Raw genomic sequence first — 20,461 nt, 5'->3', positions numbered from 1 at the left:
GCAAGCCCCTTGGATATGAATGAGCAAAGAATAGGAAAAATCCTGATCGTGGATGACAATGAGGACCTGCTGAAGGCCGCCAAAATTTTTCTCAAAAGGCACTTTGCCCAGGTAGACACAGAGACCAATCCCGACCTGCTTCCCATCCTCACCCACAACGAGAATTACGATGTGATCCTTTTGGATATGAACTTCACCAAAGATGTGAGTTCGGGTCAGGAGGGGTTCTATTGGCTGGACCGGATCTTGGAACTTGATCCATCGGCTGTAGTCGTGTTAATCACCGCCTATGGGGATGTCAACCTGGCCGTCAGGGCGATCAAAGAAGGCGCCACGGACTTTGTGCTCAAACCTTGGGAAAACGAACGGCTCTTGGCGACGCTCAATTCCGCTCTCCAACTCAGGCAAAAAAAGCTGGAAGTCAATCTGCTCAAAGACCAAAAACAAACCCTTCAGCAGGACATCGACAATAAGTTTAAGGACATCATCGGTCAAAGCCCGGTTATGCAAAAGGTCTTTGAAACCATCGAACGGGTAGCTGCCACAGATGCCAATGTGTTGATTTTGGGTGAAAACGGGACAGGAAAAGAACTGATCGCAAGGGCTATTCACCGAAATTCGAGAAGAAGTAGGGAGGCTTTTGTAGGGGTGGATTTAGGCTCCATCACCAACACGCTTTTCGAATCCGAACTCTTTGGCCATAAAAAAGGATCTTTTACTGATGCCAAAGAAGACCGGGCAGGCCGATTTGAACAAGCCCACAAAGGAACGCTCTTTCTGGACGAAATCGGAAACCTTCCCTTACCCTTGCAGGCCAAGCTTTTGGCAGCCCTGCAAAATCGCCAAGTCACCCGAGTAGGTGCCAACCGACCCGTGGATGTCAATATCCGACTGATCTCTGCGACCAATATGCCGGTGTACAACATGGTCTATGACAATACCTTCCGACAGGATTTGCTCTATCGGATCAATACCATCGAGATCACTTTGCCTCCACTTCGCGAACGGGTAGAGGATATCCCGCTACTTGCAGACCATTTTATCGGATACTATTCCAAAAAATACAACAAGGATATCCGCAAGGCATCCGAGCCACTGATCAAACGGATGACCAAGTACCACTGGCCCGGAAATATCCGCGAACTGCAGCACAGCATCGAGCGGGCGGTGATCATGAGCAATCATAATGTCCTGCAGCCGGAGGATCTTTTCCTGCAAAAGATGGGGCAACCCGAAAAATCCGAGGAAAATGTCAGTTTGGAACACCTCAACATCGAGGATGTAGAGCGCATTCTCATCCGCAAAGCGCTCCAAAAGCACAATGGCCACATCACCCGGGCAGCGGAGGAACTGGGGCTTACCCGCTCTTCGCTGTATAGAAGGTTGGAGAAATATGGTTTATAAAAAGTTTTCCTTCGGCATCTCTCTTCGGATCGTTGGGATAGTATTGGCTTTGTTTCTGGCCATTTGGTTGTATCTAAGCCAGGACTTATACTTGGCCCCCTTTCTGTTGGTGATGCTCACCGCATTCTTGACCGGGGAGATGATCTACTTTGTCAACTCCATCAATCAAAAACTGGCTAGATTTCTGGATTCGATCCGATTTGCCGACTTCTCCTCTTCCTTCACCACCGACAGCAAGATGGGCGCATCTTTTCGGGAGGTAAATACGGCGTTCAATGAGGTCATGGACGTGTTTAAGCAAACCCGCGCGGAGAAAGAAGAGCAGATGCTCTTTCTCCAAGTAATCATCCAGCATATCAACACCGGAATCATTTCCTTTAATTCAGAAGGCAATATTGGCGTGATCAACAATGCCGCCAAGCACCTGCTTCAAATCCCCCAATTCCGAAATATCAGTGACTTGGGAAGACTTTCTCCCCAGCTGCTCGAGGAGGTCATGGGGATCAAACCCGGGCAACGGCTTTCCTTTCGGGTCAACCCGTCCATTCATCTCATCATTCAGTCCACCTCGATCAAGATGGGAGGGCAAAGCTGGACTTTGCTTTCCTTCCAAAACATCAACGCCGAACTTCAATCCAACGAACTGGAAGCCTGGCAAAACCTCACTAAGGTACTTCGCCATGAAATCATGAATTCGATCACGCCGATTTCCAGTCTGGTCGAATCTCTCCGAACCATCCTCGATGAGGACAGCTATGTGCAAAAAGAAGGCATGTTGATCAAGAAAGACGGCTTTCAGGACATTCAGGAAGGTCTGGATACGATCGCCAACCGAAGCAAAGGCCTGGTAAACTTCGTGAATGCCTATCGGGATTACACCAATATTCCTGCGCCAAAAAAGGAACAAGTTTCCGTCAAAGGACTTTTTGAAACAGTGTTGGGACTGATGAAGGAAGACCTCAAAGGACTGCATGTGGAGGTCCAAACCCAAGTAATTCCCGAGGATTTGACCGTACTCTGTGATCCTGATTTGATCTCGATGATTCTGATCAATCTGGTGAAAAATGCAGCCGAATCCCTTCAGACTCAAGCCGACCGTCAGGTATGTTTGAGAGCGGTAGGTCAGGGAGATTTAGGAATTCAGATACAGGTGGAAGACCATGGCCCGGGCATCGTCCCCGAGGCTTTGGAGCGGATTTTTGTCCCCTTCTATACCACCAAAAAAACCGGTTCGGGGATCGGATTGGCCATTTCCAGACAGATAATGAACCTGCATCGAGGCAGCTTATCGGTAGAATCTATTCCGGGAGAAAAGACGGTATTTAGTTTGAATTTTAGGTGAAAGCTGATTTTCTAGAATTTCTTCCTTGAATCCAAAGCGCCCATCAAGCTTTCCACATCCCTTTGGTCATTGAATACATTGACCGAAACCCGAAGGGAAGTTCCCCGCACGGAGACATAGACCTTGGCCTGTTCCAATTGCCTTTTTACTTCCTGAGGGTCAGTCCCATGAGGAAGAGTCAAAGCAAATAAATGATCCGCATGGTAGCGATCCATTGACAAATGGAGTCCCCGCTCCTGTTGGAATTCTGCCAGCCTTTTCTTGAGTTCACGGGCATAGACTACCATGGCTTCCGGAGTCCATTCCAAAATCTGAAGCAGGGACTGCTCCAGGATCGGGAGGGTGAGGAAATGGCTCGTTTCGCCCACATCGTAGCGGGCTGCACCGGGGAGATAGGTTTCCTGATAGTCCGTCAAGCCGGAAAAGTTCCGGGAATTGGTTCGGTTCATCCAAGATTCCTCGAGTGGTTTTCCCGAATTGAACAGCTCTCCAAAATAGGCCAAAGCCAAGGAATAAGGACCCAAGAGCCATTTGTAAGTAGCACAAATCAGGGCATCGATCCCGAAACGCTTCACATCCATGGGCTGAATCCCTACCGATTGGGTGCCGTCCACGATGAATACAGTTCCTGTTTCCTTACACTTTTTCCCTATCGCTTCCAGATCAAAAGCTACCCCATTCATCCAATGAACCGATGAAATCAAGACCACGGCAGTGTCCTCATCAATGGATTGTAGGACTCGTTCATTCCAGTCGGCCCCGAGGGTTTCAGCTTTGGCATCAGGATGGATGACGGCCAGTTCCCCCTCGTTTTCTTCGGTCCATTTTTTCAGGGAAAAATACCCGCTTGGAAACTCGTCACTGACGGCGATGGCTTTTTTGCGGGAGCTATTACCCAGATTGTTCAAGGCCACGGCAAAACCATAGGAAGTACTGGGGACGATCGCGACCTGTCGCCTTTGCCCATGGATTAGGTCGGCAAAAAGACCTTTGACTCGATCCACACCCAGAAAAAAATCTTCGGATTGAACCAGATAGGGCTTTCTCATCCCTTCCAAGTCTCGAAGTGATGCTTCTTCTGATTTTTTTAAAATCGGGCCTCGGTAGGCATTATTGAGATAGGAAACTTCTGAATCGAGGGAGAAAAAGCTTTTCTGGCAGAGAAGAGTCATCAGGGAGTAATTGAACGGTTTGGAGGAGTGAAAACTTAAATCCACCTAACTACTTAATGGAAAGAGGATTTTCATTTAATCGAAATTTAATTTAAAAATTCCCGCAAAGGGCCTTATCTTAAGTAGTGATTTATTTTTCAATACAAACCCAAAACCCATGAACCTGAACGACAAAGAAACCCAAAAAGCAGCTTATCAACTGGCAGGACTGATCTATGGCGTTTCCCTTGATGGAGTAGTCAACAAAAATGAGTACGAGGCCCTAAAAAACTGGTGCAGCACCAACGAGCCTCTTTGCGAAAACGAGAACTTCCAGAGTCTATATGAAAAAATCCGTCCTATCGTGGAAGATGGAAAAGTCAATAATGAAGAACTGGAAGAAATGAAAAATATCCTCAGAGAGTTTGTAGGAGATGTGGGCTCGGAGAAACTGGAAAAACCCAATCTCTACTTCCTGAGCGGTATTTTTCAGGGTATTTTGGCTAGCGGAGATGTCAATACTTATGAAATCTACCGGCTCAATCAGTGGATGGAAAAAAACACCCACCTTCAAAACCATTCTCCATTTAATGAACTTTTCCCTTTGGTCCAATCCGTACTGGAGGATAAAAAGGTAGACAATGAAGAAGCTGTCAGACTAAAAGAGTTCTTCTTGGCTCATTTGGAATAAGGAAAATAAAGGTTTTAAAACAAAAGAAGCTGCATTAAAAATAAAGTTTGTCACATTGAGCGAAGTCGAAATGTCTTCTAGAAAGCTGGAAATGGCCTTCTATTTCGAGACTCTCGTCTCTCAAGTGCTCAGGCTGACAACGAAACGATTTATAAGACAGCCTCTTTTTTTGATTCAAATTACCTAACAAACCTAATCGTATTCATATTGAAGGTATTCCAAATGGAGACATCTCCCTCAGGAACAAACACGAAATAGAGGTCATGGAAACCCTCCTTTTTCTTCAGCGAAACGCTGACCGGAAAGAAAGGATTTTCTTGGCCTTTTGGTCGGTCTTCTCTGGAGAGCATACTGGTTTCTCCCAAAAGCTCTCCGGATGGACCTCCTATTTTGACTTGTATTTTTCCTTTCGTATTACCGGGATTTAGGGTAAGTTCCAGAGCTGAGATATCAGTAAGATCTAGTTGCCCAAACTTTATCCATGCATCCGCAGCAGTATAGCGCACAAATTGATATTGAGGTCCGTTGGCCTTAGCCACACCTTCGAGATGATCAGCCTGCGCAGCCCGCTGAAGGGAATTTCTCAAGATCAACTGTTCAGTGGATTGCAAAGGCGAAATGCCATTTGCACCCTGATCTTGATAGCTAGCCTGAATGATATAGTAGCCCTCTTGGAGATCCACCCTATTCAGAAGAAAAGCACCGGTAAGCGGAAGTTTTCTTTGGTCTGCATTGGGATTGGCTAATGCCAAAATGTAATCCACCATGACCTCTACCTGCTCTGCTGGAAGATGGGTATGGCCGGGCATCACCCGCTCACCCCAAACTCCTCCTCCTCCATTGGTGATCCTGCCGATAAGGTATTCCTTGGCATTCGGCTGGTTCAGATACTTTTGAGAGACAGCCGTGTAATCCGGACCAATTGACTCATCAGCTATGGCATGGCAGGCTTTGCAACCGGACTGGGTGATGTAGTTTTCCCCAGGGCTGAATACCTCCTCCTTATGCCCTACCTCTATCCGGTCAAATCCTCCCTCGAGGTAATCGATGGTAAAGGCAATTTTTGAAGAGTCAACGGCTGAGTCCTCCCGATCTGACACCACCACTCGGTACGGGACGGATTCCTCGGTAAAGTAGAAACTTCGGTTCCCTTTCCAGTTCAATTCCACCTTAGGTGCTTCATTTCCTGCCAAAATCATCAACTGAGTCTGAGACTCGGCCCCTTCCCTGTCCTTGACTGTCAACGTCACTGCAAACTGACCCGCTTCCTCGAAAGTAAATGCTGGATTTGCTTCTCTGGAAGTCTGTCCATTTCCAAAGTCCCAAAGAAACTCAATCTGATCTCCCTCATCAGCATCCCGACTGCCCTCAGCCGAAAATTGCACCTGAAGTGGTAGAGCTCCGGTCAGTTGGTTGGCAGTTGCTTTGGCTTCAGGTTTCCTGTTGCCGGAGGCAAATTCAATCCGGTAAATCCCCGAATCGTCATTTTGTGCACTCCAGAAGGTGCCGTATTCCAAAATGTAGAGTGAGCCATCCTTGGCAAACTGCATATCGACTGGCTTATCAAAAACGGTGGAAGGCATAAACCGCTCCATGGTGTCGTATTGGAAATCTTCGGTCAGTTTGACCGTAAAAATCCAGTTTCTCATCCAGTCGTAAAAGAATACCTTCCCGTCAAAGTATCCCGGAAACCGCACCTCAGACTTTTCATAATCCTCCCGATAATACACCGGACCGGCCATGGCATTTCTTCCGCCTGTTCCCAGCATGGGGAACTCTTCCGATTCATCGTAGGGATACCAAATCAAAGCCGGGGTGGCTGGAGGTAAAATATCAATTCCCGTAGAATTAGGTGAGGTGTTTTTGGGTGCTTGAGGGTCAAACTCAAAGAGACTTTCCTGCTTTGCAAAATCATATTTCCAGTAGGGCTTATTATTTCCCACAAAATACGGCCAGCCAAAAAAACCAGGCTTAGTAGCCAAATTAAACTCATCATGGCCTTTAGGTCCACGCTTCAGGCTGTCCACGGAGGCATCAGGCCCTACTTCACCCCAAAACAAATTTCCGTTTCGCTGGTCGACCGCAATGCGGAAAGGATTTCGATTGCCTTTGACATAGATTTCCGGTCGGGTTTTGGGCGTACCGGGAGGAAACAGATTTCCTTCGGGAATGGTGTAGGTTCCATCGGGTTGGGGGGTGATTCGAATGATCGAGCCCCGAAGATCGTTGCTGTTTCCGGAGGTTTTTTGTGCATCCACATTACCCGGACGGCCTTCCCGCTCATCAATCGGATTGTAATTGTCCGATTCGAAAGGTGTCGTATCATCTCCCAGACTTAGAAAAAGATTTCCATTGGAGTCAAACTCCAAAGAACCGCCTGAATGGCAACAGCCACGGAAGACGGGGACTTCCAGCATGATTTTTTCTGAGTTTTTGTCCAAAAGCCCCTCGACTAAGGTAAATCTGGAAAGCCGATTGATAGAATCAGGACCTGCTGGGGCGTAATAAAGGTAGATCCAATGGTTTTCATTGAATTTGGGATCTTTTGCCAAACCCAGTAAGCCATCTTCAGCCTGGGCATACACCTCCAAAAACCCAACCTCTTCCACCGTTCCGGTTTCTGCTATAAATTTCCTGATTTTCCCTCCCCGCTCTATAAAAAGTACATCCAAATTATCGAGAACCTCCAGTTCCATTGGCTCATTTAGCCGCTCCACCAAAGCCACCTTGGTGAATCGACTTTCTTCAGGCCTGACTGTGGCAAAAGGATCTTCCTCCTTTTTGGCACATCCCCACATGATCCATCCCAGCATGACCCATGCCATTAGTCTTTTTTCCATTTTCAAGCAATTTTTAGCTCGCTCAAAATAAGGAAATTGAAAAGGAAAAAGGAGAGATTTTTACTGTTGGGAATTATTTTGATTTGGAAGATGGAATCATGAAAGACAAGCCAAGGATCAACTGCTGATTCTTGAACTCCTCATTTCCCAAAACATTTTCCAAAGTGTATCTGCGCTCTTTGAGCTCTCGCTCAAATCTCAAATCAAGTCCCACCGGGCCAATGTTAAGGCCAAGGCCCAATTGAAAGCCCAAGGAAAAAGGAGCTGTATCTTCGAAAAGCTCCGGCGCAGAAAACTTCTCATCCAAGGTGTAGTGAAAAGAAGGTCCAATGGAAAACCCGATGATCTGAAACAACCTCAGCTTCACCAAAACCGGCATATCAATTCTTTGATATTGAGCCAATCCCAAATCCGTGCTGAACTCCGTTTTGGTGTAGATCAATTCCGGTCTGAGAGAAATGTCGTAACTGGTCAACTGATAAAATACCCCCAAGTGATACCCCATATTTTGACTGGGTTGTGAAAAAATATCTCCTGCATCCCTGAAATACTTTCCGCTGGTATTAAAATTTAATCCTCCTTTGACCCCGAATCCGGTCCCTTGCTGGGCAAAAATCGGCGCTTGGAGGAAAAGTAAGCCGAATAGACCAATAATGATGGATTTGCTCATCGCTTTTTTCTTTTAGTCTCAGCCAAAGCCGATTTTGTAACCTGGACGACCATCCAAATGAATCCTATCTTCGTACTTGGATGCATGGGGTTTAACATTAATTTGGATGCTCCCCGAAACACAAAATCGATGGTATTGGTTTTCTTTCAAAAACCGACCCAATTTTCACCTTTAGGAAAAGTAATTTCACCCATGAACAAATCATTTCAACTACACCTTCCCATCCTCGGGCTATTTCTCTCCCTGTTTATGGCTTGCGGGAACTCTCCCGCGGTCAAAAGCGAGGTAAATCAAACCGAGACTCCTGAGACCGAAGAAAAACCTGCTGTCTTCTCCTCCAAAACCCAACTCGCCACTTTTGCAGGTGGCTGTTTTTGGTGCGTGGAAGCCCCCTTCGAAGGCTTGGATGGTGTCATTTCTGTCGTTTCCGGCTACTCGGGAGGAAAAGAAAAAAACCCCACCTATGGAGAAGTATCCTCAGGAAAAACCTCTCACCGGGAATCCGTACAGATCACCTTCGACCCGGAAGTAATCAGCTACTCTGAACTTGTGGATATTTTCTGGCAGACCTTTGACCCCACGGATGTGGGTGGTTCATTCTTTGACAGAGGTACTCAATACGAATCAGCCATCTTTTTCCATGACCCAGAACAAAAGAAAGTAGCTGAAGAGTCCAAGGCCAGACTGGACAAGTCCGGAAGATTTCAAAAGCCTATTGCTACTCCGATCATCAAATACACCAACTTCTACGAGGCCGAAGACTACCATCAGGATTATTACAAAAAGAATCCCAAAGAATACTACGCCTACAGGAATGGATCCGGAAGAGATGCATTTATCAAAAAGCATTGGCCGGAATTGAGCGAGAAAAAATACCCCGCTACACCTAAAGCTGAACTGAAGAAAACCCTGACTCCTCTCCAATATGAGGTGACGATGGAAGATGCCACTGAATATGCCTTCCAAAATGAATACAATGGCAATAAGGAAAACGGGATTTATGTTTGCATTGTCTCAGGTGCTCCACTCTTCAGCTCCAAGGATAAGTACGAGTCAGGTTCGGGATGGCCTAGCTTTACCAAACCCATAGACGCGAGAGTCATTGACAAGCCGATCGATCGCACTTTGGGCATGACCCGGGTTGAAGTACGCAGCAAGCTTGGCGGAAGTCATCTCGGGCATGTATTCTTCGATGGGCCAGAACCGACCAACTTGAGGTACTGCATGAATTCTGCAGCCATGAAGTTTATTCCCAAGTCAGATATGGAAGCCAAAGGGTATGGGGATTTTCTCTGGCTGGTGGATTGAGTGGAAAAAAAGGTTTTTGCCAGCGGTCGGTGTATTCACCGACCTTTTTTTTTGAAGAGGAAGACCTAGAATCGGTTGCCTCCTCAAAAAAAAGAGGGCAGAAGTTTAAAATTCTCTAATTTGCTTGAATAAAGCCGATTTTCACGATTGAATACATTCCTTTATTGCTCTAAGGAATCCAAAAAAGGAATGGAGGAATTCTGAAAAATCAAATCCAAGCCTGTACTCCTTAGACCTTTAAAGCAAAATTCCACCAAGAGATGAACTTCAATTTACTGATTGTAGACGATGACCCAAATTTTCTTTTCATGCACAAAATTTTAGCCAAGAGATCAGGGTTTCACTTGGATCCAAAAACCTTTGATTCAGGAAAAGAGGTGATCGAATATCTGGAACAGAACAAGGGCATCAATGAAAAAATCCTCATTTTTTTAGACTTGTTTATGCCGGAAATAAATGGTTGGTCAGTAGCCGATTATGTGGAGTCCCTTGGACAGTTTCATCGGATTAAGATTTTCATTGTTTCATCCTCAGTCAATCAGGCAGATAAGCAGAAAGCACTCACCTATTCCAGCATCATTGAATATATTGAGAAGCCTTTGGAATTGAATTACCTGGAGACCATCAAAGAATCCCCGTTTTTCTGAGGATGAAAACTTAATCTAGCCCTAATCCTTTCACCTCATCAGAAGAATATGCTAAACAAGCCTTCGAAACGTCAGGTTGATTCTCCCTTGAAGACAGGATTTGGTTTTGGGAAGCTGATGTTCCCAAAACTGCTGACTTTCTCCTCTCATCAGCAAGAGACTTCCGTGGGTGAGTTGAATGTCAATTTTGGGCTTTTTTCCGGCGTAAGGTCGTGTTTGAAAGATTCTTTCCGCACCGAAAGTCACTGAGGCAATAGTAGGATTTTCGCCTAAGACTTTTTCGTTGTCTCTATGCCAACCCATGCTGTCCTTACCATCCCGGTAATAATTACATAGCACATGGGTAAACACCGTTTCGGCTTTTCCCTGAACCTCTTCCAAAATCTCCCGGAGTTCAGAAGTCCAGGATAAGGGAGTCATCCTAATTCCCGAATAGCCATAAGGCATCTTGGGATCACCATACAAAGCAGTCATCCGGGGCTGCATGACTTGTTTGCCAAACATCCAAATGGGTTCTTGCCTCCATTCCAGGCTGTCAATGAGCTGAGAGAGGTACTGATCAGCTTTGGGTTTTGGGAAAAATTCGGGAAAAAAGAGCATTTCTCCCTGAAAAGGCAGAAGGTTATTGCTTTGGGTTGGGAATAAGGAAGATTGCATAAGGAAATAACCCAAAATTTTTTTTGAGGTTTAAAAAATCGAGGTCCTAGCGAATTTTAAAATCCTGAGTATATTTCGAAAACTTCATTTGACTTGATCATGAAAAAATTTGCTTGGATCTCAGGTTTGATTCTGATTTTGGTACTCGGAATCTTTTTTTGGTGGAAATTTTATTTTGTATTCGGAGAAGGAGTCAAAGCAGGAAGCCTTAACTATTTTGTGAAGAAAGGGGTCGTATTTAAGACCTACGAAGGCAGAATGGTTCAGGAAGGCTTCCAAAGCCCTACTTCAGGAGCGCTTCAGAGCAATGAATTCAGATTCAGCGTCACAGACCCTGAGGTAGCCGCCCTTTTGGAAAGAAATTCGGGAAAGCATCTCGAGCTGCGCTACAAAGAATACAACGGCATGCTTCCGTGGAGAGGTACGAGTGTCTATGTAGTCACGGAGGTAATCAATGTACAGGAGAGTGCAGGCACAGACGGCGGCACCCTCCCGGTTGACCGTTGATTAAGGCTTTGTCCAATAATCCAGTACAGTTACTTTTTCCAAATGAGGACCTAATAGGGCGCCAAATTGCTTATGAGCAGGATGGGGAAGATAGGCATCCCTATCCGCATCGGAATAAAACGTAAGGGTAAATGCATGAGTCAGCCCTTGATTCAATCCTTCAGGACTGGAATTTGTCCCCCATTCGAAACCTTTGATTTCGGAGATTTGAGAAGGTAAGGCCTTGAATGCATCAATGACGCCTTGGATATCCTCCGGACTTGAGGTCTGCTTGAATCCAAACAAGACCACATGACGAAGCACTGAGTCGGGCATGGGAGTTTCAATAATTTGTGTTTCTGGTGGCATAGAGTCTTCTACGATAGGTTGTTTTTCGGTAGGTCCGCAAGCTACGGCGGCCAAAAGGAAAAGGAAAATCAGGTAAAATGGCTTTTTCATTGGTATTTGTTTATTTGTAGACAAATTCATCTTTAATCTCCATCAATCCAAGCCCCGTGAAAATCGCCTTTTTCAGTACCAAATCCTATGACCGGGAGAGCTTTTTGAAGCATGCTTCAGATTTTGGTCATGAATTCAGCTTTCTGGAACCTCAACTCAACAGACAAACTGTCGCCTTAGCAGAGGGTCATCAAGCCATCTGTACCTTTGTCAACGATCCATTGGAAGCGAATACGCTCAAAAAATTGAGCGAAATGGGAATTGGACTGATCGCCTTGAGGTGCGCGGGATACAATCAGGTAGATTTGGAAACGGCCAAAAGTCTGGGTATCCGGGTGGTACGCGTTCCGGCTTACAGTCCTGAGGCTGTGGCAGAGCATGCTTTTGCTTTGATTTTGACGCTTTCCCGCAAAACCCACAAAGCCTACAACCGTGTTCGTGAGAATAACTTCTCTCTGGAGGGGCTTACAGGGGTGAACATATTCGGTAAAACGATTGGAGTAATCGGTACGGGGGCCATTGGGAGAGCATTTTGCCGGATTGCATTGGGATTCGGGTGTAAGGTACTCGCCTACGACGTGGTCGAAAGTGAAGAAATGAAACAGTTGGGTGTAAACTACATTTCCCTGCAGGAAGTACTCTCAAAGAGTCATATCATTTCCTTGCACTGCCCACTTACTCCCGAAACAAAACATATCATCAACAGGGAAACCCTCGCCCACATGCAGGATGGGATCGCCTTGATCAATACCAGCAGAGGGGCACTGATTGATACCAAAGCAGTAATTAAGGCCCTGAAAACAAAAAAGTTGGGGTACTTGGGAATCGACGTATATGAGCAGGAGGAGCATATTTTCTTTAAAAATCTTTCGGAAGAAATCCTGGAAGATGAACAAATCTCCAGGCTGATGACCTTTCCCAATGTATTGATTACGGGACATCAGGCATTTTTGACGCGGGAAGCACTGGACCAAATCGCCGGGACTACCCTTAGGAATATCAGTGAGTACGAGCAGGGAAAGGCTCTGACAAACGAAATCAAATGGAAATAAAAAAAGCCCGACTTGGAGCAAACCAAGCCGGGCCTTTGGATCAAATCCAAGATTTGGATTATCGGACTACTTTTACGTTGACCGCGTTGACACCTTTTTTACCTTGTACTTTGTCAAAAGTAACACGGTCGTTTTCACGGATTTCGTGTACCAAACCGCTGTGATGTACGAATACATCTTCCGAGTTGTCAGCTGGTGTGATAAATCCAAAACCTTTGGTGGTGTTAAAGAATTTTACTGTTCCTTCATTCATGATTTCTGTAATTTTGATTTGTTTTTACTCTGTTTTGATTGGATTGATTTGAATTTGTTTTTTTCTCGATCGGCGGAGCCGGAGGAGTATCTGAGATGTTTCCGAACTCGTCCACGTAAGCGATCATGTTGTCCAGACTACCGTCTTTGGGTTGTGCTTTTCGCTCCATTTTTTTTTCGAATTTCTCTTTTTGCTTTCTCCTTTTGAGCTCAGCTTTTTGTTTTTTGATGAATGTGTTTTGATTTTTTGACATGCAATGGGGTTAGTTTACAAATGTGATGGCGTGGCCGACCTTGCCAGCCCTGCCCGTCCTGCCAATACGATGGATGTATGCATCCATGGTCATCGGGCGCTGATAATTGATCACATGGCTCACATCAGCGACGTCGATCCCTCTGGCAGCTACATCAGTCGCTACCAGCACACGAATTGTCCCGGATTTGAATTCGTCAATCATCCGATTGCGAAAGTTTTGGGACTTATCTCCATGAATCTGACCGGATTTGATTCCGGACTGATTCAGCTTTTTGGCCAGCCGATCTGCCAGCCGTTTTGTTTCAGTGAAAAGGATTACTTTTTCCATTTCAGGATCCTGAAACAAACCTTCCAAAACCTCAAACTTATCCTTTCCTTCAGGGACACGGATAGTTTGTTGTTCTATGTTTTCGTTGGTACCAGAGCCGCTGTCAACTTTGACCTCTACCGGGTTGTTTAGCAGTCCGTCTATCAGTTTTTTCTGAGCTGGTTCCAGCGTGGCTGAAAATAGCAGGGTTTGATTCCGGGTTCCGATCCGGTTGACCAGCTTGTTGACATCATGGACAAAACCCATGTCCAACATTCGGTCAAATTCGTCCAGCACCAAGGTATTTACCTTTCTCAAATCCAATACTTTTCTGTCACTAAGGTCTAAAAGCCTGCCTGGAGTACCTACTATGACTTGTAGCTTCCGGCTTAGCTTGGCAGGATCCGAGTTGATGTTTGTTCCTCCGATAAATGTCGCGGAATACAACTGCAAGCCCGAAGTGAGGCTTTTAAATTCCTCCTCGATCTGCAAGGCCAATTCCCGGGTGGGAGTCACGACCAATGCGGTGTAATTTTTAGGGTCTTTGAGTGCATGCTCAATGATGGGGATCAAAAAGGCAGCAGTCTTTCCTGAGCCTGTTTTGGAGATCGCCATCATATCCCGACCTTCCAATAGGGGCACAATAGATTGCTCCTGAATGGTGGTCAGTGTTTGATAGCCCTTAGCCAGGATATTCTGGAGGACTTTAGGGCTCAATTGGAGGTCTTCGAAGGACTTTTCGGTACGAAACCCCTGCTGCCCACTTGGTTTTGCTTTTTTCTCAAATAGTTTGGGATCCAAAGTAGATTCCTTTTTCTTTTGAGTCTGCCTTCTGTCTACATTCCCTCCACGGGAATTAGCTATGGGCTTGGTATTTTTTCTGGTGAAATTCATGATTTGTTGTTTAGGCCTTTACCGGCTTCAATTCCGCGTTACCCAAGAGGTAAAGCATGTGGAAATGAGCTTTCAAGGCATCAAAAAATGTCTTTTTTGAATAGTAAGGTATATTGTACTCAGCAGCCGTAGCTTTGACTATCGGCGCGATTTTCCGGTAATGCACATGGCATATATCAGGGAACAGGTGGTGCTCTACCTGGTAGTTTAACCCTCCGATCATCCAGGAAAACCATCGGCTTTTTTCCGAATAATTGGAAGTGGTAGCCAATTGATGAAGCATCCGCTCTCCTTCTACCATACCTTGCTCATCCGGCTCAGGAAATGATACCTCTGGCATGATGTGGGCAGTTTGAAATACGAGGGAGATACTCAGTCCCGTGATGAAATGAAGGACAAAAAAGGCAAGCAATAGCTCTCCGATTCCAAAGGGGGAAAAGAGCAAAGGAAGTCCAAGTGTGAAAGTGAAATACACAATCTTCCAAGCGATTATTTTGAAAACAGTGTTTCTGTAAACGTTTTTCCCTTTCAGCAAGCCCATTTTATAGTACCTGTTGAGTCGGACAAAGTCTTTGGATGTCACCCAAGAAACAGTGGATAAGCCATAGAAGAACCAAGTATACCAATGCTGATAAGGATGGAGCTTTGTTCTTTTGACATTGGGGGAGAAACGAAGAAAGAAGGGAGCATTGATGTCATCGTCTCCTTCATGAATGTTGGTGTAGGAATGATGAAGGACATTGTGCTGGATTTTCCAGACAGTGGCATTTGCCCCTACCATATTTAGCGTGTAGCCTAGAAGTTTATTAATAAGGGGATTTTTGGAGTACGTGCCATGAATAGCATCGTGCATGACGCCCATTCCAATGCCTGCCATACCAAATCCGCTCAGGATAAAACAAGCAAACAATTGCCACGTTTGATCTGCCACACCCGTGATCACCAAAATCACAGGAACAAAATAGGTCAACATCATCACGACGGTTTTGAAAACCATTTCGGAATTGGCGTACTTGCTCTGATTGGTGGATTTGAAATAGGTGTTGACTCTGCTTTTGAGAGTAAGTGAGAAATCAGACAGGGCTGATTCCGTAAATCGGATCGTTTTAATAAGAAGAGGGGTTAATAAGGGGTAAACTATTCAAGGTTCTCGTAAAGATTGTATACTGCAGGTTTTAATTCCGAAAAGATCAAGATCCGTTTAGAATCAAAAAAGTAGAAGAAGAAGAATAAAACCTGGTATTGGAGAACTCTTGATTTGCTACTTGTGGCAGGTGAATCGCCGATGCTATAACTTGTTGCCAAGTGCCGAAAACATTTCTTCGACCTCACAAAGGTGAGGCTAACATTCTGTAATTCCTAATTTCCTAGGAAAATATCCGAATATCCTTTCATTTTCTGCCTAGTAATTGGTTAAATATTCGGATCAATTCCACCTCCAATTGATGATCCCGTTGATGTGGAGCAATTCTACCTTATTGTAAATCTGATTGATGGATAGGTTTTCTGCTCTCAGTGGCTGCTTGCTCATCAAAATCAGATGAAAACTCAGATTCTTGACTTTGGCTGTCCGGTAGTTCCAGCCCAGATTCCATTGGAAGTAGCTTGGAAAATTGTATTTATTGGAAGCGGGGTCATTTTCATCCGCCAGCCTATGGATTCCTGCATGAACATAGATCTGCATAGGTACCTTCTGAAATCGGTATTCCCCATACCCGACCCAAGCATGAACAGTCGAAAACCCCTCATTTCTCTCTCTTGGGATGAAAGTATACCAGGCATCTTTGCCCCATTCCCTGGGACTGAGCCACCGGCCTTTACCTCCCACATGAGTGAGACTGAAATGGGTCAACCATCTTGAAGAACTCCAGCCCAATCTCCCCGATACTGAATAATTCAGATCTTCGGGATCTTTATACCTTAATTCAGAATTGGGATTCCCACCTTTCCCCAACCCATGCTGAAAGCCTGCTTGTATTCCGTAAAAAAAACTTCCTATATCCCCTTTTCGGTTTTTATCAAAAGCTAGCCAATAAGTAGAAAACAGGTTTTGAGCCATAGTGGCAGAAAAATGAACTTTTGCTCCTTCATTTAAAGAGCGGTCCACTTCCAGAATCATTAGGGTTTTGCTAGTTGTATTTTGAAAATAATCAGCCGGCTTCCCGCTTGCATTTCTTCCCTGAGGATAAATCCCCACTGTTTCTCCTGGATTCAGCCATGCTTTACTTCCACGGATATTCATTCTCCCGACCCCCCAAATTCCGAATTTCCAACGCTTATCGGGTTGAAACCAAGCATATCCTCCTTCCACAGCTGTTGGGGCAAGTCTGCCATCCTGAGCATTCACCCAATCCGAATTGATTCCCATTCGGCCGATTTTAAGGCCAAATTTTTCTTGAGAATATTCCAGAGAGAGTGTTTCCAGACGGCCAAAAAAACGGTCCTTTGGATTCAAAAGATCAAATAGACCTGTCTCGTAGCGATTACTCTGGGAAGAAATAGGATCTGGATCCCATATCTGTGAACTCCAAACATTGGCAAACATCCGATAGCCTGCATGAAAAGTCCAATTTTCTCTATACTTGATTTTTCCTCCCAAATTAAGGCTCATTCCGAGGGCATAGTCCTCTTTAAAATCCAATCCGGGGTAGGAAGTACTCATCCAAAAAGTCCGAAAGTGAAGATCTGGTCTCAGCTCAAGCTTCTTTTCCTCTTCTTGAGCCCATACCTGATCCACTCCTATCAAAAGGAACAGGTACAAAAGAAAGGGAAACCGCATTACTTGACAGCTTTTTGTTTGGTCTCTTGGATAGGCTTGAAGGGGCCATACTTGTGCTGCTCTTCGGTAAATTCATCGGCAAATGGACCAAAAGGATGATCCATTGGCTTTTTGGAAATATCCGGCCAATCTCCTGACAGATCCTTGGAGGGTCTTTCCAAACTGTTGACATAGGCCGCCACATCCCAGGCTTCTTCATCGCTCAGCATGGGGTTTTGATAGGTCGCTCCCAGAGGCATATTAGCTTTGACATAGCCCGCAAACCGGGACAACCGAAAAAGTCCAGCACCTTGATTGTAGCTGTTTTTTCCCCAAAGAGGAGGATAAATGTAGCCCAAGCCATCCTGTCGGGGTATTCCCTGTCCATCTGCCTGATGACAACTCACGCATTGATTGTCGTAGACCAGCTTACCTTTCACCGGGTCGGCAGCCCTTTCCAGCAAAGGCACTACATATAATCCGACCCCCTTGGGTTTTTCTCCTTTAGGTACTTCTTTACCCAACCATTCCATGTAGGCTACCATTGCGATCATTTCTTTGGAATCCCTCTCCAAAGGCTGACCATTGAGGCTTCGCTCCAAGCAGTCGTTGATCCGCTTAGGAATATCCTCTGATTGTCCTGATCTTGCCCTGACCTTGGGATAGGTAGAAGCCACCGCTCCGTAATTATTGCCCAAGGGAGCAGTTCCGGCTTGCAGGTGACAGTTTTGACAGTTCAACCCATTGGAAATCGCTTTGACTTTCCCGTTGGGACCCAAATACTCAGCTGTGTTTGCAATGAGCGCCCTTCCATACTTGATCTTTTCGGCTTCCGGATCCCCTTCCAAACTGGACAAATCAGGCGCAACCCACATCCCTTCTGAATCCATGAGCGCCCGGACGGCAGGAATCTCAAAAGCCGCCTGGGCTACAGATACCGGAGAGGAAGAAAGCGAAGGAAGCTGAATGCCTGAAAAAAACAGTAACACTACCAAACCCACTACTCCGACCAAAGCTGTAGCTAGGCCGAGCAAGGCTACCAGTAAGGTGATCAACTTGACAAAGGGTTGCTTCATGGTCATCTGAGTAGATTTCTAAGATACAAAAATGGGTGGTTTTGAAGGAGGAAAGTTGTGATCAACATCACATAAGGCACGGCGTATTAGGCCTATCCATTCTCACAAAACCCCGAAATCAAATCAAAGCAGAAGTGCTCGGTGTTTTTTCTTTGTTTTCTATCCAGGTGAAACATCCAGTGTATTAAACCTCTGCCAGGAAAACCGCCTTTTCTGTAGTAGCTCCAGAAATGAAAAATCCATCCTCCAGCTTGCCTAGGCTCAAAGTCATCTGATCCCCGGCGTGACATTCGGAGAGGTAATTGATTTTGATTTGCTTTGGGAAAAGAGAAATCCCAGCGAGGATATTCTCCACCCATCGGATGTAGCTGGTATTATTGACGTGCTGGTATAAGTCCAAATCTGAATTTTGAACCCGAATGGTTTCCTCCTTGACTTTTTCTCCTGCCAGCTCTAGTTTCTGAGGTATCCAAGCTGGCTTACTGTTGGGATCAAAGAGTTCAGCAGGCAGGACGGATTCGGGTCGCTGAATTCGTTTGGTTTCGGAATTCAGTAAAAGCCAAGATGACATAGCCCGGGCGATCGGTCTTTGGTTTTTATCCCAAACCAAAAACTCCCGAAAAGCAAACAGCTTCTCAGCCCCCCTTCCTCCTGTGAAAATCTGTAGCTGATCTCCCCACTTGGGAGGTTCAATCATGTTGATTTCCAATCGGGAAAGTACCCACATTTGCTGATTGGCCAGAAGATTTCTTCCAAAATCACCCGAATCTGCATGCCTCCAAGCAATTTCCTGCAGCAAGTCTGCCAAACAACTCAGGCGAATTGCCCCATGTGGATGAACCTGATAGGAACCTACTTCGAATTTTTTGGCAAACTGAAAATCTTCCGGAAAGCTCATGCCCTCACTGTTTTTTGATCGGAAAAGAAAACCTGTTTTCGAATGCTGCTCAAAATCACGATTCCCAATCCATTCACGGCAATGAGTGCAAAAGAAAACTTCAAGTTGAATAAATCCGCAACAAACCCGATCAATGGAGGACCCAGCAAAAAGCCGAAAAATGAGATGGTAGACACCAAGGCCAAGGCTACACTGGGAGGATACAGTTTGGACCGACCGGCAATACCATAAGATACCGGGATAATTGAGGCTACTCCAAATCCCACAAAAAGGAATCCAATTGCCGCTACCCATAGCATAGGTATCAGCACAGAAAGTAGCAAACCAATGAAAATCATCAATCCGCTCATTCTCAAAACAGGCACCCTACCAAAGCGGGCAGTGGCCTTATCTGTTAAAAACCTTCCTGAAGCCATGGCCCCCATAAAACAAACATAACCCAAAGCGACCCACTCCGGCTGGGCGAGAACAATCTTCTTGAAATACACCCCACTCCAATCAAACATGCAGCCTTCGGTCATCATTCCCAAAAAGGCAATCAGGCCAATCCTCAACAGAAGATCGTCAGGCCGTTTCAAAACCAATCCACTTCCGTCTTCGGAATCCGTTTTGTCATTGAGGATAAATTTCTGGGCAAACAGGACAATGAGAATAGAAATCAAGGTCACAATCGCGTAGTGGGAAGCAGGATTGAATTTCAGAAAAATCATCGCAGCTCCAATTCCTGCCCCGGTAAACCCCGCCAAACTCCACAGACCATGAAAGGAGGCCAAAATGCTTTTCCCCATCTGATCCTCCAGTCCCAAGGCCTGTGTGTTGAGTGAGATGTTCATGATATTTCCCAGCATGCCAAAAAGAATCAAAACCGGCACAATGACCCAAGTAGTCGGTGCCAAGCCGATCAAAGGAAGTGTCAGCGCATAAATAAAACTCCCGATGAGAATCACGATCCGACTCCCATAGCGATGTACCGACCAACCGGCAATAGGCAAGCCGATCATCGAACCGATAGGCAAACAAAGTAAAATTGTGCCCAACTGTCCTTCTGACAATTGAAATTTAGCCTGAATATCAGGAATTCTGGCGGCCCAGGAGGCAAAACATAGGCCGATGAAAAAGAACATGGACCCTAGGGCAATTCTTCTTTTTGAAAGGTAATTCATGAAGATGGGTAAGGTAGAAAGCGCACAAAGTTAATCAGATTGCCTGTAATTCCTTTCGTCCGGAACTCCGTGTTCAATGGAATCCTGTTTTCCTCCGGTTCCGGAAAAGTGCTGGGGGACAGAAAAAAGTCTAACCTTTTTTACTTCTTT

Annotated in this window: 20 protein-coding genes; 7 read left to right on the top strand and 13 right to left on the bottom strand. The window is 45.5% G+C overall.

The features are described from left to right. The first annotated feature begins 15 nt into the window (after positions 1–15). Together AAA943_RS11680 and AAA943_RS11675 are read left to right on the top strand one after the other, a co-directional pair. A complete protein-coding gene (locus AAA943_RS11680) occupies positions 16–1,404 on the top strand; it encodes a sigma-54-dependent transcriptional regulator (RefSeq protein WP_338224434.1) in 1,389 nt (462 codons plus the stop codon). Then, entirely contained in the window at positions 1,322–2,746 is a 1,425-nt protein-coding gene (locus AAA943_RS11675) for a sensor histidine kinase (protein WP_338224433.1), read from the top strand. Before AAA943_RS11680 ends, AAA943_RS11675 begins: the two co-directional genes overlap by 83 nt. Positions 2,747–2,757: 11 nt before the next feature. Here the strand turns inward: AAA943_RS11675 and AAA943_RS11670 are convergent, their stop codons facing one another. Continuing rightward, positions 2,758–3,918 carry an aminotransferase class V-fold PLP-dependent enzyme gene (locus AAA943_RS11670; protein ID WP_338224432.1) on the bottom strand — a complete coding sequence of 387 codons (1,161 nt, stop codon included), beginning with the start codon at positions 3,916–3,918 and terminating at the stop codon, positions 2,758–2,760. 157 nt (positions 3,919–4,075) lie between these two features. On the opposite strand from AAA943_RS11670, the gene AAA943_RS11665 reads away from it, so the two are divergent. After that, positions 4,076–4,588, top strand: coding sequence for a hypothetical protein (locus tag AAA943_RS11665; RefSeq protein WP_338224431.1), 513 nt, complete (start codon positions 4,076–4,078; stop codon positions 4,586–4,588). Positions 4,589–4,767: 179 nt separating this feature from the next. Here AAA943_RS11665 and AAA943_RS11660 read toward each other — a convergent pair whose 3' ends face one another. Together AAA943_RS11660 and AAA943_RS11655 are read right to left on the bottom strand one after the other, a co-directional pair. Next, complete coding sequence (locus tag AAA943_RS11660; RefSeq protein WP_338224430.1) at positions 4,768–7,428, bottom strand: PQQ-dependent sugar dehydrogenase; 2,661 nt, start codon at positions 7,426–7,428, stop codon at positions 4,768–4,770. Between the two features lie 73 nt (positions 7,429–7,501). Continuing rightward, entirely contained in the window at positions 7,502–8,098 is a 597-nt protein-coding gene (locus tag AAA943_RS11655; RefSeq protein ID WP_338224429.1) for an outer membrane beta-barrel protein, read from the bottom strand. A 192-nt stretch (positions 8,099–8,290) separates the two neighbouring features. On the opposite strand from AAA943_RS11655, the gene msrA reads away from it, so the two are divergent. Together msrA and AAA943_RS11645 are read left to right on the top strand one after the other, a co-directional pair. Further along, positions 8,291–9,406 (top strand): peptide-methionine (S)-S-oxide reductase MsrA, encoded by a 1,116-nt coding sequence (gene msrA / locus AAA943_RS11650; RefSeq protein ID WP_338224428.1) that lies wholly within the window; start codon positions 8,291–8,293, stop codon positions 9,404–9,406. A 260-nt stretch (positions 9,407–9,666) separates the two neighbouring features. Next, positions 9,667–10,053: a response regulator gene (locus AAA943_RS11645; protein ID WP_338224427.1), complete on the top strand. Its 387-nt coding sequence runs from the start codon at positions 9,667–9,669 to the stop codon at positions 10,051–10,053. A 51-nt stretch (positions 10,054–10,104) separates the two neighbouring features. Here AAA943_RS11645 and AAA943_RS11640 read toward each other — a convergent pair whose 3' ends face one another. Then, positions 10,105–10,710, bottom strand: a complete 606-nt coding sequence (locus tag AAA943_RS11640) for an alpha-ketoglutarate-dependent dioxygenase AlkB family protein (RefSeq protein ID WP_338224426.1) — start codon at positions 10,708–10,710, stop codon at positions 10,105–10,107. A 99-nt stretch (positions 10,711–10,809) separates the two neighbouring features. On the opposite strand from AAA943_RS11640, the gene AAA943_RS11635 reads away from it, so the two are divergent. Further along, a complete protein-coding gene (locus tag AAA943_RS11635) occupies positions 10,810–11,217 on the top strand; it encodes a hypothetical protein (RefSeq protein ID WP_338224425.1) in 408 nt (135 codons plus the stop codon). Here AAA943_RS11635 and AAA943_RS11630 read toward each other — a convergent pair whose 3' ends face one another. Further along, the gene (locus AAA943_RS11630) at positions 11,218–11,655 is read right to left on the bottom strand and encodes a Dabb family protein (protein ID WP_338224424.1); all 438 of its coding nucleotides are present in this window, start codon (positions 11,653–11,655) and stop codon (positions 11,218–11,220) included. Between the two features lie 56 nt (positions 11,656–11,711). On the opposite strand from AAA943_RS11630, the gene AAA943_RS11625 reads away from it, so the two are divergent. Beyond that, complete coding sequence (locus AAA943_RS11625) at positions 11,712–12,707, top strand: 2-hydroxyacid dehydrogenase (RefSeq protein WP_338224423.1); 996 nt, start codon at positions 11,712–11,714, stop codon at positions 12,705–12,707. A gap of 58 nt (positions 12,708–12,765) precedes the next feature. Here AAA943_RS11625 and AAA943_RS11620 read toward each other — a convergent pair whose 3' ends face one another. From AAA943_RS11620 to AAA943_RS11585, 8 genes are all read right to left on the bottom strand, one after another. Further along, the gene (locus tag AAA943_RS11620) at positions 12,766–12,960 is read right to left on the bottom strand and encodes a cold-shock protein (RefSeq protein ID WP_338224422.1); all 195 of its coding nucleotides are present in this window, start codon (positions 12,958–12,960) and stop codon (positions 12,766–12,768) included. Continuing rightward, on the bottom strand, positions 12,953–13,213 hold the full coding sequence (locus AAA943_RS11615) for a cold-shock protein (RefSeq protein ID WP_338219167.1): 261 nt from the start codon (positions 13,211–13,213) through the stop codon (positions 12,953–12,955). The genes AAA943_RS11620 and AAA943_RS11615 overlap by 8 nt, the downstream gene beginning before the upstream one ends. A gap of 9 nt (positions 13,214–13,222) precedes the next feature. Next, positions 13,223–14,416 carry a DEAD/DEAH box helicase gene (locus tag AAA943_RS11610; protein WP_338224421.1) on the bottom strand — a complete coding sequence of 398 codons (1,194 nt, stop codon included), beginning with the start codon at positions 14,414–14,416 and terminating at the stop codon, positions 13,223–13,225. A gap of 10 nt (positions 14,417–14,426) precedes the next feature. After that, positions 14,427–15,413 carry a fatty acid desaturase family protein gene (locus AAA943_RS11605; RefSeq protein ID WP_338224420.1) on the bottom strand — a complete coding sequence of 329 codons (987 nt, stop codon included), beginning with the start codon at positions 15,411–15,413 and terminating at the stop codon, positions 14,427–14,429. 429 nt (positions 15,414–15,842) lie between these two features. Further along, complete coding sequence (locus tag AAA943_RS11600) at positions 15,843–17,195, bottom strand: hypothetical protein (protein WP_338224418.1); 1,353 nt, start codon at positions 17,193–17,195, stop codon at positions 15,843–15,845. Then, a complete protein-coding gene (locus tag AAA943_RS11595) occupies positions 17,195–18,256 on the bottom strand; it encodes a c-type cytochrome (RefSeq protein WP_420915602.1) in 1,062 nt (353 codons plus the stop codon). The genes AAA943_RS11600 and AAA943_RS11595 overlap by 1 nt, the downstream gene beginning before the upstream one ends. Before the next feature lie 178 nt (positions 18,257–18,434). Beyond that, positions 18,435–19,148 (bottom strand): acyl-[acyl-carrier-protein] thioesterase, encoded by a 714-nt coding sequence (locus AAA943_RS11590; RefSeq protein ID WP_338224416.1) that lies wholly within the window; start codon positions 19,146–19,148, stop codon positions 18,435–18,437. Next, complete coding sequence (locus AAA943_RS11585; protein ID WP_338224415.1) at positions 19,145–20,311, bottom strand: MFS transporter; 1,167 nt, start codon at positions 20,309–20,311, stop codon at positions 19,145–19,147. Before AAA943_RS11585 ends, AAA943_RS11590 begins: the two co-directional genes overlap by 4 nt. Between the last annotated feature and the right edge of the window lie 150 nt (positions 20,312–20,461).

This window comes from Algoriphagus confluentis, assembly GCF_036245625.1.
Lineage (GTDB): Bacteria > Bacteroidota > Bacteroidia > Cytophagales > Cyclobacteriaceae > Algoriphagus > Algoriphagus confluentis.
This window is presented reverse-complemented; position numbering and strand designations above follow the sequence as displayed.

What these genes read in the sequence shown, in the direction of transcription:
- AAA943_RS11670 (WP_338224432.1), bottom strand. Translation starts at nt 3,918, where the DNA reads ATGACTCTTCTCTGCCAGAAAAGCTTTTTCTCCCTCGATTCAGAAGTT.
- AAA943_RS11590 (WP_338224416.1), bottom strand. Translation starts at nt 19,148, where the DNA reads ATGAGCTTTCCGGAAGATTTTCAGTTTGCCAAAAAATTCGAAGTAGGT.
- msrA (WP_338224428.1), top strand. Translation starts at nt 8,291, where the DNA reads ATGAACAAATCATTTCAACTACACCTTCCCATCCTCGGGCTATTTCTC.
- AAA943_RS11620 (WP_338224422.1), bottom strand. Translation starts at nt 12,960, where the DNA reads ATGAATGAAGGAACAGTAAAATTCTTTAACACCACCAAAGGTTTTGGA.
- AAA943_RS11640 (WP_338224426.1), bottom strand. Translation starts at nt 10,710, where the DNA reads ATGCAATCTTCCTTATTCCCAACCCAAAGCAATAACCTTCTGCCTTTT.
- AAA943_RS11600 (WP_338224418.1), bottom strand. Translation starts at nt 17,195, where the DNA reads ATGCGGTTTCCCTTTCTTTTGTACCTGTTCCTTTTGATAGGAGTGGAT.
- AAA943_RS11635 (WP_338224425.1), top strand. Translation starts at nt 10,810, where the DNA reads ATGAAAAAATTTGCTTGGATCTCAGGTTTGATTCTGATTTTGGTACTC.
- AAA943_RS11630 (WP_338224424.1), bottom strand. Translation starts at nt 11,655, where the DNA reads ATGAAAAAGCCATTTTACCTGATTTTCCTTTTCCTTTTGGCCGCCGTA.
- AAA943_RS11675 (WP_338224433.1), top strand. Translation starts at nt 1,322, where the DNA reads ATGGCCACATCACCCGGGCAGCGGAGGAACTGGGGCTTACCCGCTCTT.
- AAA943_RS11615 (WP_338219167.1), bottom strand. Translation starts at nt 13,213, where the DNA reads ATGTCAAAAAATCAAAACACATTCATCAAAAAACAAAAAGCTGAGCTC.
- AAA943_RS11610 (WP_338224421.1), bottom strand. Translation starts at nt 14,416, where the DNA reads ATGAATTTCACCAGAAAAAATACCAAGCCCATAGCTAATTCCCGTGGA.
- AAA943_RS11645 (WP_338224427.1), top strand. Translation starts at nt 9,667, where the DNA reads ATGAACTTCAATTTACTGATTGTAGACGATGACCCAAATTTTCTTTTC.
- AAA943_RS11660 (WP_338224430.1), bottom strand. Translation starts at nt 7,428, where the DNA reads ATGGAAAAAAGACTAATGGCATGGGTCATGCTGGGATGGATCATGTGG.
- AAA943_RS11595 (WP_420915602.1), bottom strand. Translation starts at nt 18,256, where the DNA reads ATGACCATGAAGCAACCCTTTGTCAAGTTGATCACCTTACTGGTAGCC.
- AAA943_RS11605 (WP_338224420.1), bottom strand. Translation starts at nt 15,413, where the DNA reads ATGGTTTTCAAAACCGTCGTGATGATGTTGACCTATTTTGTTCCTGTG.
- AAA943_RS11585 (WP_338224415.1), bottom strand. Translation starts at nt 20,311, where the DNA reads ATGAATTACCTTTCAAAAAGAAGAATTGCCCTAGGGTCCATGTTCTTT.
- AAA943_RS11665 (WP_338224431.1), top strand. Translation starts at nt 4,076, where the DNA reads ATGAACCTGAACGACAAAGAAACCCAAAAAGCAGCTTATCAACTGGCA.
- AAA943_RS11680 (WP_338224434.1), top strand. Translation starts at nt 16, where the DNA reads ATGAATGAGCAAAGAATAGGAAAAATCCTGATCGTGGATGACAATGAG.
- AAA943_RS11655 (WP_338224429.1), bottom strand. Translation starts at nt 8,098, where the DNA reads ATGAGCAAATCCATCATTATTGGTCTATTCGGCTTACTTTTCCTCCAA.